This window comes from Streptomyces sp. NPDC001508, from assembly GCF_040298665.1.
In the GTDB taxonomy this organism is placed as follows: Bacteria; Actinomycetota; Actinomycetes; order Streptomycetales; family Streptomycetaceae; genus Streptomyces.
Window position 1 is genome coordinate 1 of record NZ_JBEPAP010000047.1, and the last position, 14,084, is coordinate 14,084.

Genomic DNA, 14,084 nt, shown 5'->3' on the forward strand with positions numbered 1-14,084 from the left:
CGCGGGCCTCGGGGCGTGGGGCGGGGCGTCGTCATACGCCGCCGAACAGCGTGCCGAGCCCGCGTTCGACGGCCGTCACGACGTCCTCCTCCCCCGCCGCCACCACGGCGTAGCTGCGCCGCAGGAAACGGCGCAGCGCGCCGGTGCCGAAACCGAGCAGGGCGACGCCGTGCGGCGCGCGGAACTCCAGCAGCGTGCACGAGGCGCCGCACGGCCGCACGCGCACGTCCCCGTCCCCGGCGGGGGCGGCAAGCCCCGCGTCGAGCAGGGAACGGGCGAAGGTCCAGGTGACGCCTTCGCCGTCGAGGGCCACCTCCGGTGGGAAGTCGACGAACACCGCGAGCGGGTCCCGCACGGTGTACCGAAGCGTGGCGGACACGGGAACCTCCCGGTCCTCGGCCGTGATCAGTCGGGCGCGGGCGGGCTGCCGGATGCTGGTGTCCATGTAGGTACGAGCGCGACGGACCCGGCTGTATGACACGTCGCGGGGCACCATGCGACGTGACGTGCATCACTGTGCGAAACAGGCATGAGAACGACGGAGCGCGCCCAGGTCGAACACGTGGCCGGACGCGGCACCGATGCCTCTGATGACCCGTCAACATGCGTAGTCGAGCTACGACTTCCTGTACCCGCCGGGTACGCCGATGACACCGGCCGACCACGACATGAAGACTCTGGCATATGCCAGAAGCACCACCGTATCGTGTGTTGCCAAATCCCTTACAGCGCGTCGCGGGCTGTGCAACAGTCGTAACCGGTCCCCGGGCCCTCCTTGGCCGTACCGTCCCCGCATCGGAGTGCGTCATGCCGTCCCACCTCTCTGCGGATCGCCCAGCCGCCCAACCGCCGGGGCGCGGCTCGGTCGAGGCACTGATATCGCAGACGCGGCGCCTGAAGGGCGAGGTGGACGCCGTACGCAGAGACACGCACGGCGACGGCACGGACCCGCAGGAGCGCTGGCAGCGCGCGCTGTACGACCTGGCGCTGCACCAACTCGACGACCTGGACGGGCACTTGGCGCAGCTGCGGGACGGCCCGCCGCCGGTGCCCCCCGCCCCGGCCGAGCCCGCGCCCCGCCCCGCCGAACCGGCGGTGCCCGCCCCGGCACCGACCGGCTCGCTGCTCAGCCGGGTCGGCAGCGCCGAGTGGAACCTGCTGACGGACGAGGTCAGTTGGTCCGGGGAGCTGTACCGGATCCTCGGCCGTGACCCGTCCACGCCCGCGCCCACCCTGGACGAGCTGCCGTCCCTGGTCCTCGAAGAGGACCGCCCGAAGCTCACGGGGATGGTCACCGACTGCCTGGTCGACGCCAAGCCGATCGACGGGGAGTTCCACGTCGTACGGCCCGACGGGTCCGAGCGGACCGTGCACATGATGGGCGAGCCCGTGCTGGACGCCGACGGCGGTACCACCTCGATGTGGGCCGTACTGCGCGATGTCAGCGAACTGCGCCGCAGCCAGCGGACGGTGCGGGAGACCCGGGACTCGTTGCAGAGCCACCGTCAGCGGGCGCAGACCGAGCACCGGCTCGCGGCCGAACTGCAGGAGGCCGTACTGCCCCCGTGGCACGGCCTGCCGGGACCCGGGCGCCGGGGACCGGGGTCCCTGGACGTCGCGGCCCACCGGCTGCCCGCCGCGGCGACCGCGCCGACCGGCGGCGACTGGTACGACGCGCTCCAACTGCCCGACGGCGACACCGTGCTGGGCGTCGGCGACCTCACCGGACACGGTGTCACCGTCGGCTCGGGCAAGGCGATGCTGATGGGCGCCGTGCGCGGGATGGCGATGGCCGGCACCCGGCCCGGCCCGCTGCTGAGCTGGCTGAACCAGTTGCTGGAGACCACCGCGCAACCCGCGCTGGGCAGTGCCGTCTGCTGCCGCTACCGACCCGCCGACCGCACCCTGGAATGGGCACAAGCAGGACACCCCGCCCCGCTGCTGTACCGCGACGGGACGGGACGCCTGCTGGACGCACCCGAGGGAGTCCTGCTCGGCGCGACACCGACAGCCGCCTACGGACAGGCCGTCACGACCCTCGAACCGGGCGATCTGCTCCTGCTGCGGACCGACGGTCTGACCGGTGGGCCCAGCGGAACGGACGCCGTGGACCGCCTCCTCGGCCTGGCCCCGCGGCTCGCCGCGGCGCGCACCGCACAGGACTGCGTGCGGGTGGTGGTGGAGGAGTTCGGCGTGGCCGACCGCGAGGACGACGCCTGCCTGCTCATCGCCAAACTGTCTTCCTAGGGAGCACGGGCAAAGAACACCGACAACAGAGCACGGACGGCAAGGAAGAACCAGAAGCCGTCCCCGTCCTCAAGCCTGCGCGGTGTTGCCACGCTTGTTCTTCTGCTTCGGCAGGGCCAGTTTGATCTCCTCCCGCAGTTCATTGATCTTCGGATAGTCGGCGTACCCGGCGGTCAGGCGGTACATCTGGCGCAGCCGGTCCCAGGTGCGATGGGAGGAGTTTGCTCCCATCGACATCAGCGCCAACCGGGCGTACCGGTCCGCCTGTTCGGGGTCGTGCGCGATGAAGCACGCGGACGCCATGGACAGAAAGTCGAAGATCTTCGACCGCTGCCGGCCGTCGACCCGCAGGGCCAGGGCCTTCTCCGCGAAGTGCTGGGCGTGCACGGCCGCGCCCGGCTCGAACTCGGCCAGCGTGCGGTAGGCCAGGGCCTGCATGCCGTACAGGTCCTCCTCCTTGAACGTCTGCATCCAGCTCGGCGGCGGCACGTCCCCGCGGTCCGAGACGAAGAGGTCCTCCGCCTGGCCGAGGGTGCGGCGCATCGCCTGCCCCTTGCCCATCGACGCCTGTGCCCAGGCCTCGATGGTGTGGAGCATGGCCTGGGTGCGCGGCAGCACCTCGGGGCCCGAGCCGGACCGGGCGAGCTTCATCAGATCGAGCGCGTCGTCGGGCCGGCCCAGATGCACCATCTGGCGAGCCGCTCGGGAGAGCGCCTCCCCGGCGCGGGGCCGGTCGCCGCCCTCCCGGGCCGCGTGGGCGGCGATGACGAAGTACTTCTGGGCCGTGGGCTCCAGGCCGACGTCGTGCGACATCCAGCCCGCGAGGACGGCGAGATTGGCAGCGACACCCCACAGGCGCCGCTGGAGATGGTCGGGGTGACGGTAGGCGAGCATGCCGCCCACCTCGTTGAGCTGGCCCACCACCGCCTTGCGTTGCAACCCGCCGCCGCGGGCCGCGTCCCACGCCCGGAACACCTCGACCGAACGCTCCAGTTCCTCGATCTCCTGCGACCCGATGGGGGCGGCCTCGTAACGGTCGAACCCAACGGGGTCGGCGTGCAGGGAGTCGTCGAAAGCGGGGGCGTGGGCCCTGAGTGTGGGGTCGGTGTGCAGCCAGTCGTGCATGGCACTGCTGAGTGCGGATCCCGCGGCGAGCGCTGCACCCGCGCCCACCAAGCCGCGTCGGTTGAGCATGAGGTCCATTCCCGTGAATTCGGTGAGGACCGCGGCAGTCCGTTCGGGCGCCCACGGCACACCGTCGGGATGTTGTGTCTTCCCGCCGTCGGGCCGTTTCCCCGCACGCCCGTGCCGCACCAGACCGAGGTCCTCGATGGTCACGACACGGCCGAGACGCTCGGTGAACAGGGCAGCCAGCACCCGCGGCACCGGATCGCGCGGGATCTCCCCCGTGTCGATCCACCGCCGCACCCGGGAGGTGTCGGTCGCCAGCTGGGGGTGGCCCATGGCCGCCGCCTGCCGGTTGACCAGCCTCGCGAGTTCGCCCTTGGACCAGCCGGCCAGGCCGAACAGGTCCGCGAGCCGGGTGTTGGGTTGTCCGCTCACGTCAAGCCCCCAGGTTCTCGGCTGAGTTGACAGTAGCCCGCGTGAGGTTGCCGGGCGACTATTCGCCAGGGTTCGCCAGGGTGCGCCAGATGGTGTGCCAGCGGGCAGCGGGTGTCGGGTAGGAACGCGCCACCCCGACCCGGTGGCCGCTCGGTCAACGGGCGCATTCCCCAGGATGCTCCCGGGCGACCGGGCCGGGAGGGCGCGCGCACCAGGCAGACACCGCAGGTACACGAAGGGATCTGTATCGCCCATGTACGCAGCATCGTCCTCCGTGTCCGCCCCGCCCCGGCCACCGCGCCCCCGCCCGGCGGGCGGGGGCCCCTACCTCGCTCCCGCGCATCCGGGGGCCGCCGTGCCGGGCATGGGGCGGCCACCGCGCGCCATGGGGCCGGCCGGCCAACCGCTCAGCGGGAGACTCGACCTGTCCGGCCCCCAGGGCGCGCAGCTCCGCGCGGCGATCGCCTCGGTGCACCGGATCTGTCCGGAGTTCGCTCCGGTGCAGGTGCTGCGCCGCAGCGGGCGGTCCGTGCTCCTCGTCGGCACGACGGGGCGCAGCACGGCCGTCGCCAAGTGTCTGCTGGACCACTCACCGGCCTGGGCGGAGCGCACCCGCCACGAAATAGCGGCCTACCGCTCGTTCGTCCGGCACCGGCCGCCGGTCCGGGTGCCCAGGCTGATCGCGGCGGACCCGGACAACTGCACCCTGGTGATCGAGCGGATGCCGGGCCGGGTGGCGGCGCTGCAACGGCATCCCGCGCAGGCCCCGCCCCGGGCCGACATCCGCGCGGCGCTCGGCACGATCTGCCGGCTCAACGCCTGGCGGCCCCCGGCGGGCACGTTCGACGCGCCCCTCGACTACGCGGCCCGTATCGCCCGGTACCACGAGCTGGGGCTGCTCACCGACCGGGACCTGGGAGACCTGCAGAAGCTGCTGCACGGCATCGCGCAGGCGGCGGGCCGGCAGGGCATGGGCCAGTTCTGTCACGGCGACGCCCTGCTCTCCAACATCCTGCTGTCGCCCACGGGACCCGTGCTGGTGGACTGGGAGCACGCGGGCTGGTATCTGCCGGGGTACGACCTGGCCGTGCTCTGGTCGGTGCTCGGTGACGCCCCGGCGGCCCGGCGGCAGATCAGCCAGATCGCCCAGTCGGCGGGCCCCGTCTCGCGGGACGCGTTCCTGGTGAACCTGATGCTCGTGCTGACCCGGGAGATCCTTACGTACGAGACGGCCGTGCAGCGTTCGATCAACGACGCGGCGCCGGTGCCGGCGGGCCCGGCCCAGCCGGGTGGCACCCCGTGCGGCGAGGAACAGCGGCTGCTCCTCAGGAGGCTGCACGACGACGGCCAACTGGCCCGCCGGGCCGTGCGCGCGGCGGTCGGCACCCGCTGACGAAGCAGCGGGCCACGGTGCGCCCTAGGTGTTCTGTCCACGGAGGTTGGTGACGCAGGTCCCGGCTGAGAAATCTTGAAGTGGGTGAGGGCCTTCTGACCTGGTGTGGATTGCGACATCTGCACCGGCGACCAGAGAGGCCCTCGTGCCACACCGTAACGGGACTTTCGAAACACGCCCAAGGCCGCGGGCCGATCCGACCATGCGCGTCGGTTCGGCCCGCGGCGTCCGATGCCGTGCAGCGCAAGGCGATCGGATGCGCGCAGAACCGGGCGACCCGGTGCCGTGCAGCGCCCAGCGATCCGATGTCGTGCAGCGCCGGACGAAGGGTCGGCCCCGCGCACCGGACACACCGTGGCGGGCCGAACGACGCGGCGCGAGGTGCGTCGGGCATCGCGGGTCTTACCGCCGTGCGAGGCCCGGTCATTGGTGTACGCCACTGACGCCCCGCAGGCCCGAGCACCATCGACACGAAACTCCCGCGCGCCCCGTCTGACGTGGGAATTCGCGCCCTACTGGGCATGATTGACGGATCGTCGGCAAGCCGGTACCACTGAGCAACGCTCAGCCCCGCACGCCCCACCGCGCTCGACCGTCCATCCCAGGAGGCCGCATTGCGAGGATCCGCCACCGACCCCACGTCCGCGCCCGGCGGCAGACGCACGCGCAGGACGGCCGGAGGCATCGCCGCCGCGGCGCTGCTGCTGCCGCTGCTCGGCGCCGCCCCGTCCCCATCCCCGTCCGTGGCCGGCTCCGCCACGGGCGGACTCCAGCGCGCCTTCGCCTCGGCCGCCGCCGACTACCACGTACCGCAGAGCGTCCTGCTGGCCGTCTCCTATCTCCAGTCCCGCTGGGACACGCACGCCGGGGCGCCCAGCGTGACCGGCGGCTACGGCCCGATGCACCTCACCGACGCGCGCACCGCGCTCACCGCCGTGGGCCACCACAGCGAGGGCACCGAGGACGCCCGCGGCGACAGCGCCCGCCCCGCCCGGCACCCGGAGGCGGGCGTGCCCGACGCGTCCGCGATCCCGGCCCGTCTGGAAACGCTGCCGCGGGCGGCCCGGCTGACCGGGCTCCCGGCGGCCGAGCTGCGCACCGACCCGGCCGCCAACGTGGCCGGCGGCGCCGCGCTGCTCGCCGCCGCCCAGCAGGAGCTGCACCGCCCCCTCAGCGCGGACCCGGCCGACTGGTACGGCGCGGTGGCCCGGTTCTCCGGCGCCGACGACACCGCGACCGCGGCGGCGTACGCGAACGACGTGTACGACGTGCTGCGCGCCGGCGCGCAGCGCACCACGGACGACGGGCAGACGGTCGCGCTGGCCGCGCGGCCGGGCCTGGCCGCGGACACCCGGCAGCTGAAGCAGGCCGGTGCGGCCCCGGCCGCCAAGGACGGCACGGAGTGCCCCGCCTCAGTGTCCTGCACCTGGGTGCCGGCACCGTACGAGGAGTTCGGGGACGGCAACTACGGCAACCACGACCTGGGGAACCGGCCGGCCGCGCAGAGCATCAAGTACATCGTCATCCACGACACCGAGGGCGCCTGGGACGGCGTACTCGACCTGATCAAGGACCCGACCTATGTGTCGTGGAACTACACCATCCGCTCCACGGACGGGCTGATCGCCCAGCACGTCAAGGCCAAGGACGTGGCGTGGCACGCGGGCAACTGGTACGTCAACGCCAAGTCGGTCGGCATCGAGCACGAGGGGTTCCTCGCCTCGCCGGACGCCTGGTACACGGAGGCGATGTACCGGTCCTCGGCCCGGCTGGTGGGGTACCTCGCCGCGCGGTACGGCATCCCGCTGGACCGGCAGCACATCCTCGGCCATGACAATGTGCCGGGCCCCACCACCTCCACCGTGCCGGGCATGCACACGGACCCGGGTCCGTACTGGGACTGGCGGCACTACTTCGAGCTGCTGCACCGGCCGTTCAAGCGCACGGCCGACGCGAAGGGCGGTCTGGTCACGATCCTGCCCGACTACGCGCGCAACCGGCCGGTGTACACGGGGTGCGCCACCGCGGGCGTGCCGTGTGCGGCGCACGGCTCCAGCGAGGTGCGGCTGTACTCCGACCACGCCGAGAACTCCGCGCTGATCAGGGACATCGGCCTCGGTACGGCGCCGACCACCGGGGTGAACGACCTGTCCTCGCGGGTCTCGACCGGGCAGCAGTACGCCGTGGCCGACCGCTGGGGCGAGTGGACGGCGATCTGGTACCTGGGCCAGAAGGCCTGGTTCAGGAACCCGGTCGGACAGCCCACGGCCGTGGCCGCCGCCGGACGTGTGATCACACCCAGGGCGGGGCTCGCGAGCGTTCCGGTGTACGGCAGGGCGTACCCGGAGAAGGACGCCTATCCGGCGGACGTGCCCGCGCAGGCGGTGTCCCCGTTGCCGTACACGATCCCGGCGGGCCAGAGGTATGTCGTCGGGGACGAACTGCCCGGCGAGTACTACTACGCGGTCACGTTCACCGCCGACTCGCACCGGGTCGTGGTCGGCAAGGACCTGTACTACCAGATCCAGTACGGCCACCGGGTGGCGTATGTGCGGGCCGCCGACGTGGACGTGCGGTCGTCGGCCGGATAGCCGCTCTGCCGGGTGGGGGCCGCCCGTCAGCCCTGCTGGAAAAGCTCCGCCGGGAGCGGCTTCAGCAGGGCGTACAGGTCGTCGGTGATGGGGCGGTCCCAGGCGGCGATGGTGACCAGGACGCCGTCGCTGCGGTCGAACTGGACACATGAGATGCGGGTCTCGGAGAGCTTAAGCCGGCGCACGATCAGCAGGTTGTCGCCCTGGAGCACCGGCATGTCCTCGCTGCCGGTGACGGTGACCTCCTCGTCGTTCTCCAGCGCCAGCAGCAGCTGGGCGACCTCGAAGGGGATCTCCCCGTCGGCGGTGTCGCGGGCCGGGGATCCCTCCGGGAGATTGCCGATGATCATGGCGGGGCCGCGGCCGCCGAACAGGTCGTAGCGCAGGAAGACGCCCTGGCAGGTGCCGTCGGGGGCGGGCAGCAGGCCCGCGCCCAGATTGCCGGGCCAGTCGCCCGGGTCCATGGCCAGCACGTCGAAGTCGGGCCCGGCGGGAGTGGCGCTGCGGCGGCGGAGGAACGACATGCGGCCATGGTACGTGCCCGGCCCCGGTCGATGACGCCCGGGCGGCGTCCCCTCAGGGAAGCCGTGCCCCGCTCCGCGGACCGTGCCGGGCGGCACCCGACGGGCGTGCGGGGCCGGAACACAGGCCCGGTTCATTCCTGCGGTGGCCCCGGGTCCTCGTGCCCGGACGACTCCATGACGGCGATCGGACAGGCCGCACAACCGCATGCGTCACACAGCACCCCCAGCCGGCACCCGACCGACGGAAGGGCCCCCACACGGGCCCCGGTCACTCCTCGGGCGGGGTCGCGTCCTCCCGTGGAGACGGCGCCACTACGGCGATCGGACAAGCCGCATGCAACAGCACCGCATGCGTCACCGAACCCATCATCCGAGCCGGCGCCGACAACCGCCGCCGATGCCGCCCCACCACCACCAGCCCAGCGCCCCCGGAAGCCGCGACGAGGCTGCCCGCGGCGTCTCCGGGCAGTGCCTGGGCCTCGGCGCGGACGGCCGGGTGCCGGGCGCGGTGCGGGGCGAGGAGGCCCTCGGCGAGGGCCCGGGTCTCGTTCTCCACGGCGTCCTGGTCGATGAGGGGCGGCACGAGTTCGCCGGGCGCCATCAGCGGTTGCGCGGGCCACCGGTAGGCGGCGATCACCTGGAGGAGCGCACCGCGCAGATCGGCCTCGGTGAAGGCGAACGTGAGCGTGATGTCATCGGGGTTGTCGACGTCCACGCCGACGACCACCCGGGACCCCGGCCCGGCCGGCGGCTCGCCGGGCTCCCCCACGGCCGGAGAGGCGTCAAAGGTGCCTCCACCGCGGCCGGGCCGGGGCACGACGACGACCGGGCACGCCGCGTCGCGTGCGGCGGCCATGCCGTTGGAGCCGAGCAGCAGGCTGGCGAAGCCGCCCCGCCCCCGGGAGCCGAGCACCAGCAGTTGTGCCTCGGCGCCCAGTGCGGGCAGCACCGCGGCGGGCGCGCCGCGCAGGGTGACGTACTCGACGGGCTGTGCCGCCGCGGGCCCGCGCAGCCGGGTGCGCACCTCGGCGAGGACCCGGTCGTCGTCCGGTTCGGGCGGGCCCGCGGCCAGGGCCTCGGGCCGGCCCCATGGCGCGTACTGCCGCACATGCACCACGCGCAGCGGTGCCGCCCGCCGCCGGGCGGCGTCCAGGGCCCAGTCCAGGGCGCGCAGGCTGTCCTGCGAGCCGTCGACCGCGGCGATGACCGGCTGGGTGTTCGTCGTCCTCACCTCCGGGATGTGACCTTGCCTTCCGGGGTCAGCCTCACTCAGGCCCCGGTCCCGGAAGGTCCTGTCGGTCGCGTGTCCGCGAATCGGCGCGGAACACCCCCGGATCGGCTCGCCGCCGCGCGGCTCAGGTCAGGTCGAACTCGCCTTCCCGCGCGCCGGACACGAAGGCGCCCCACTCGGCGGGCGTGAAGATCAGGGAAGGGCTCCCGGGACTGCCGCTGTTGCGCATCGCGATGAACCCCTCGACGAAGGCGATCTGGACATCGCCGAGGCCTCGGCTGCTGGACTGCCACTGCGCCTTGCTGAGGTCCAGATCCGGCTTGTCCCAGCCCATGCGCGGCTGCTGCTGGATGGTGCTCTCGGCCACGTCCGTGCTCCTCCCGATTCGTCGTCCGCGGCCAGCCTAGCGACCGGTTCCGACCGCCAACAGGCCACGTCCGGGGGACCTTTCAGGAGTCGGGGGGCCGTGAACCCACCAGCCACATGGAGAAGAACTGCGAGCCGCCGCCGTAGGCGTGGCCGAGCACTCTCCTGGCCCGCTCCACCTGGTGTTCCCCGGCCTGTCCGCGTACCTGGAGCGCGGCCTCCGCGAAGCGGATCATGCCGGAGGCGCCGATCGGGTTGGTGGACAGCACGCCGCCCGACATGTTGACGGGCAGGTCGCCGTCGAGCGCGGTCACGCCGGACTCGGTGAGCTTCCAGCCCTCGCCCTCCTCGGCGAAGCCGAGGTTCTCCAGCCACATGGGCTCGTACCAGGAGAACGGCACGTACATCTCGACGGCGTCGATGTCCCGGCGCGGGTCGGCGATGCCGGCCTGCCGGTAGACGTCGGCGGCGCAGTCCTGGCCGGCCCGCGGGGAGACGAAGTCCTTGCCGGCGAAGAGGGTGGGTTCGCTGCGCATGGCGCCGCCGAGCATCCAGGCGGGCGGCCGGGGCGCGCGGCCCGCGCCGGCCCGGTCGGTGAGGACCATCGCGCAGGCGCCGTCGGAGGAGGGGCAGGTCTCCGAGTAGCGGATGGGGTCCCACAGCATCGGGGACGCCTGGACCTTCTCCAGGGTGATGTCGTGTTCGTGCAGATGCGCGTACGGGTTCTTCAGCGCGTTGCGCCGGTCCTTGTAGGCGACCAGGGAGCCGATGGTGTCGGGGGCCCCGGTGCGCCGCATATAGGCGCGTACGTGCGGGGCGAAGAAGCCGCCCGCGCCGGCCAGCAGCGGCTGCTGGAAGGGGATCGGCAGGGACAGTCCCCACATGGCGTTGGACTCGGACTGTTTCTCGAAGGCGAGGGTGAGCACGGTGGTGTGCACGCGGGCGGCGACGAGTCCGGCCGCGACCAGGGCGGTGGAGCCGCCGACGGAGCCCGCGGTGTGCACCCGCAGCAGCGGCTTGCCCACGGCGCCGAGCGCGTCGGCCAGGTACAGCTCCGGCATCATCACGCCCTCGAAGAAGTCCGGTGCCTTGCCGATGACCACGGCGTCGACGTCGGACCAGGTCAGTTCGGCGTCGTCCAGGGCGCGGCGGGCCGCCTCGCGGACCAGGCCGGCGATCGACACGTCCCGGCGGGCCGCCACATGCTTGGTCTGGCCGATCCCTACGACGGCCACGGGCTCCTTGCTCATCGGGGATCCCCTTCGAGGACGGCGACCAGGTTCTGTTGCAGGCAGGGGCCGGAGGTGGCGTGGGCGAGCGCCCGGTCGGACGCCCCGCGTCCGATGCGGGCGGCGGCCTCGCCGATGCGGATGAGCCCGGCGGCCATGACGGGGTTGGCGGCGAGTGCGCCGCCGGACGGGTTGACGCACACGTCGTCGCCGAGCCGCAGCGCCTTGCGCAGCACGACCTCCTGCGCGCTGAACGGCGCGTGCAACTCGGCGGTGTCGACGGGTCGTTCGAAGGCGCCGGCCCGCTCGGCGGCGAGCCGCGCGGAGGGCGAGTCGGTCAGGTCGCGCAGGCCGAGGGCGTGGGCTTCGACGCGGTGGTCGATGCCCCGGATCCAGGCGGGCCGCGGACACAGCCGGCGGGCCCGGTCGCCCGCGGCGAGGATCACGGCGGCGGCGCCGTCCGTGACGGGCGGGCAGTCGCCGGTGCGCAGCGGCCGTACGACGTACTCCCCGTGCGGGACGGGACCCCGCAGCCGGGCGTGGGGGTTGGCGGTGGCCGCGGCCCGGTTGCGGGCGGCGATCGCGGCCAGCGCCTCCTCGTCGGTCTCCCCCGCGTCGATGAGGGCCTGCGCCTGGAGCGCAGCGAGGGCCACGGCGTCCGGCCACAGCGGGGCGAGGTAGTACGGGTCGAGCTGGCGGGTCAGTACGTCCCGGACGGAGCCGGGCGAGGATTTCCCGTAGGAGTAGACGAGGGCGGTGTCGGCCTCGCCGGTGAGCAGTTTGGTCCAGGCCTCGTACAGCGCCCAGGCGCCGTCCGTCTCGACGTGTGACTCGGAGATCGGCGGCCAGGCGCCGACGCCGTCCAGGGCGAGGGTGAAGGAGAAGGCGCGGCCGGCCAGGTAGTCGCTTGATCCGGAGCAGGTGAAGCCGATGTCGGCGGTCTTCAGGCCGGTGCGGTCCAGTACCTCGTGCAGCACCGGCATGAGCATCTCCACCTCGGAGTTCTCCTCGGCGGCGGCGCGGTGGTCGGTCTGGGCGAAGGCGACGACGGCGATCCGGCCGGGGTCCGGCACCTGTGCGCGGGTCACAGCAGCTCCTTGTAGGTGTCGTAGTCCGCGTCGGCCTCACCGGTGGGCCGGTAGTGGTCGGGGTGGCGGGCGCCCTCGGTCCACACCGGTTCGACACGCAGGCCCATGCGCACCCGGTCGTAGGGGATGCCGCCGATACGGCCGTGCAGGGCGAGGCCGGCGCCGTCGAGGGCGATGTGCGCGTACACATAGGGCACGTCGATGTCGAGGTTCTTGGCCTTGATGTTGACGATGCAGAAGGTGGTGACCGTGCCCCGGGGCCCCACCTCGACCTGTTCGGCGGTGGCGACGCCGCAGGTGGGGCAGGCGCCCCGGGGCGGCACGTACACCTTGCGGCAGGACGGGCAGCGTTCGCCGACGGTGCGCCGTTCGGCGAGCGCCCGGATGTGGGCGGACTGGGCGCGGCCGGGCGTGTAGGTGTACTCGAGGCGGGCGGGCGCGACGATGCCGGTGACGGGGTCCGCGAACGCGCCGCTGTGCCCGGCGGGCCGGGCGGCGGGCCCGTCGTACGGTTCGAAGCAGGCGATGTCGGTGATGGCGCCGGTGCGCTCCTTCGCCCAGCGGATCCGGACCCGCATGCCGGTGTGCACGGTGTCGGGGCCGGGCGTGTCCAGGGCGTGCAGCAGGGCGGTGTCGGCGCCGTCGAGGCGGACCAGGGCCCAGGCGAAGGGGGTGCCGAGGGGCTGGCCGGGCCGGGGGCGGTGGTTCCAGGCCCAGGTGGTGACCGTGCCGGTGGGGGCGACCTCGACGAGGTCGCGGATCTCCTCGGCGGTCACGGGGTCGTACTCGACGGGCGGGACGAGGGTACGGCCGTCGTCCGTGCGCACCCCGAGCACGACGCGTTCGCGCAGGCCGGTCAGGAAGGCGCTCTGGACGGGGCCGAGGGAGCGGGTGAAGGGGAACTCCAGGACGAGGGGGGCCTTGAGGACGTCGGGCATCGGCGGCTGTCTCCTTCGCGGGTGGGGCGGGCCGGCACGGGGTCAGGCGCGCTTGTAGAGGGGGGGCCGCTTCTCGGCGAAGGCGCGGGCGCCCTCCTTGGCGTCGGCGGTCTCGAAGAGCGGCCGGCCGCGTGCGAGTTCGGCGGCGAGGCCGTCGGTCTCGGTCATCTCGGCGGTCTCGTACACGGACGCCTTGACGGCCTCGACGGCGAGCGGGCCGCAGGCGTTGATCCGTTCGGCGATCTCCAGGGCGCGGGCGAGCGCGGTGCCGTCGGGGACGACATGTCCGACGAGTCCGATGCCGGCGGCCTCGCGGGCGCTGTACGGCCGTCCGGTGAGCAGCATCTCCAGGGCGTGGGTGCGCGGGATCTGGCGTTGCAGCCGGACGGTGGAGCCGCCGATGGGGAACAGTGCGTGCCGGACCTCGAACAGCCCGAAGGTCGCGGACTCGCCGGCCACCCGGATGTCGGTGCCCTGGAGGATCTCCGTGCCGCCGGCGACGCAGTGCCCCTCGACCGCGGCGATCACCGGTTTGCGCGGCCGGTGGTGGCGCAGCATCGCCTTCCAGTGCAGGTCGGGATCGGCCTTGAGCCGGTCCCGGTAGTGCTCCCCCGCCATGCCCCGGCCGGCCAGGGCCTTGAGGTCCATCCCGGCGCAGAAGGCGCCGCCGGCCCCGGTGAGCACGATCGAGCGGACGGTGTCGTCGGCGTCGGCCTGGAGCCAGCCGTCGTACAGGCCGACGAGCATGGGCAGCGAGAGCGCGTTCTTCGCCTCGGGCCGGTTGAGCGTGAGGACCAGTGTGGCGCCTTCGCGCCGCACGGTGAGGTGTTCCGTGCCAGCCATGACCCATCTCCCCTCTGCCGGAACGAGAACAGGTTGCAGTAGGCGGGAGGGCACTTCAAGGGTTTTCTGAC

General features: G+C 73.1%; 12 protein-coding genes. 3 read left to right on the forward strand and 9 right to left on the reverse strand.

All coding sequences use genetic code 11. The annotated features are described in order from the left end of the window. Positions 1-31: 31 nt before the first annotated feature. Complete coding sequence (locus tag ABT245_RS32025) at positions 32-445, reverse strand: SsgA family sporulation/cell division regulator (RefSeq protein ID WP_351740353.1); 414 nt, start codon at positions 443-445, stop codon at positions 32-34. Positions 446-807: 362 nt separating this feature from the next. Between ABT245_RS32025 and ABT245_RS32030 the strand changes: the two genes are divergently transcribed. After that, positions 808-2,247 carry a PP2C family protein-serine/threonine phosphatase gene (locus tag ABT245_RS32030; RefSeq protein WP_351740356.1) on the forward strand — a complete coding sequence of 480 codons (1,440 nt, stop codon included), beginning with the start codon at positions 808-810 and terminating at the stop codon, positions 2,245-2,247. A gap of 69 nt (positions 2,248-2,316) precedes the next feature. Here ABT245_RS32030 and ABT245_RS32035 read toward each other — a convergent pair whose 3' ends face one another. Next, the gene (locus tag ABT245_RS32035; protein ID WP_351740359.1) at positions 2,317-3,810 is read right to left on the reverse strand and encodes a DNA-binding protein NsdB; all 1,494 of its coding nucleotides are present in this window, start codon (positions 3,808-3,810) and stop codon (positions 2,317-2,319) included. A gap of 253 nt (positions 3,811-4,063) precedes the next feature. Between ABT245_RS32035 and ABT245_RS32040 the strand changes: the two genes are divergently transcribed. Together ABT245_RS32040 and ABT245_RS32045 are read left to right on the forward strand one after the other, a co-directional pair. Continuing rightward, the gene (locus ABT245_RS32040; protein WP_351740362.1) at positions 4,064-5,203 is read left to right on the forward strand and encodes an aminoglycoside phosphotransferase family protein; all 1,140 of its coding nucleotides are present in this window, start codon (positions 4,064-4,066) and stop codon (positions 5,201-5,203) included. Between the two features lie 614 nt (positions 5,204-5,817). Further along, positions 5,818-7,794, forward strand: coding sequence for an N-acetylmuramoyl-L-alanine amidase (locus tag ABT245_RS32045; RefSeq protein ID WP_351740365.1), 1,977 nt, complete (start codon positions 5,818-5,820; stop codon positions 7,792-7,794). A 26-nt stretch (positions 7,795-7,820) separates the two neighbouring features. Here the strand turns inward: ABT245_RS32045 and ABT245_RS32050 are convergent, their stop codons facing one another. The 7 genes from ABT245_RS32050 to ABT245_RS32080 all read right to left on the reverse strand — a co-directional run bounded on the left by ABT245_RS32050 (position 7,821) and on the right by ABT245_RS32080 (position 14,013). Next, positions 7,821-8,318: a hypothetical protein gene (locus ABT245_RS32050; RefSeq protein WP_351740368.1), complete on the reverse strand. Its 498-nt coding sequence runs from the start codon at positions 8,316-8,318 to the stop codon at positions 7,821-7,823. A gap of 268 nt (positions 8,319-8,586) precedes the next feature. Further along, entirely contained in the window at positions 8,587-9,549 is a 963-nt protein-coding gene (locus tag ABT245_RS32055; RefSeq protein ID WP_351740371.1) for a universal stress protein, read from the reverse strand. A gap of 124 nt (positions 9,550-9,673) precedes the next feature. Then, complete coding sequence (locus tag ABT245_RS32060) at positions 9,674-9,916, reverse strand: DUF397 domain-containing protein (protein WP_351740374.1); 243 nt, start codon at positions 9,914-9,916, stop codon at positions 9,674-9,676. Positions 9,917-9,998: 82 nt separating this feature from the next. Continuing rightward, positions 9,999-11,165 (reverse strand): thiolase family protein, encoded by a 1,167-nt coding sequence (locus ABT245_RS32065; protein WP_351740376.1) that lies wholly within the window; start codon positions 11,163-11,165, stop codon positions 9,999-10,001. Further along, entirely contained in the window at positions 11,162-12,232 is a 1,071-nt protein-coding gene (locus ABT245_RS32070) for a thiolase family protein (protein WP_351740379.1), read from the reverse strand. The genes ABT245_RS32065 and ABT245_RS32070 overlap by 4 nt, the downstream gene beginning before the upstream one ends. Further along, complete coding sequence (locus tag ABT245_RS32075; RefSeq protein ID WP_351740382.1) at positions 12,229-13,170, reverse strand: Zn-ribbon domain-containing OB-fold protein; 942 nt, start codon at positions 13,168-13,170, stop codon at positions 12,229-12,231. The genes ABT245_RS32070 and ABT245_RS32075 overlap by 4 nt, the downstream gene beginning before the upstream one ends. Positions 13,171-13,212: 42 nt before the next feature. Beyond that, positions 13,213-14,013 (reverse strand): crotonase/enoyl-CoA hydratase family protein, encoded by an 801-nt coding sequence (locus ABT245_RS32080; protein ID WP_351740384.1) that lies wholly within the window; start codon positions 14,011-14,013, stop codon positions 13,213-13,215. Positions 14,014-14,084: the final 71 nt, after the last annotated feature.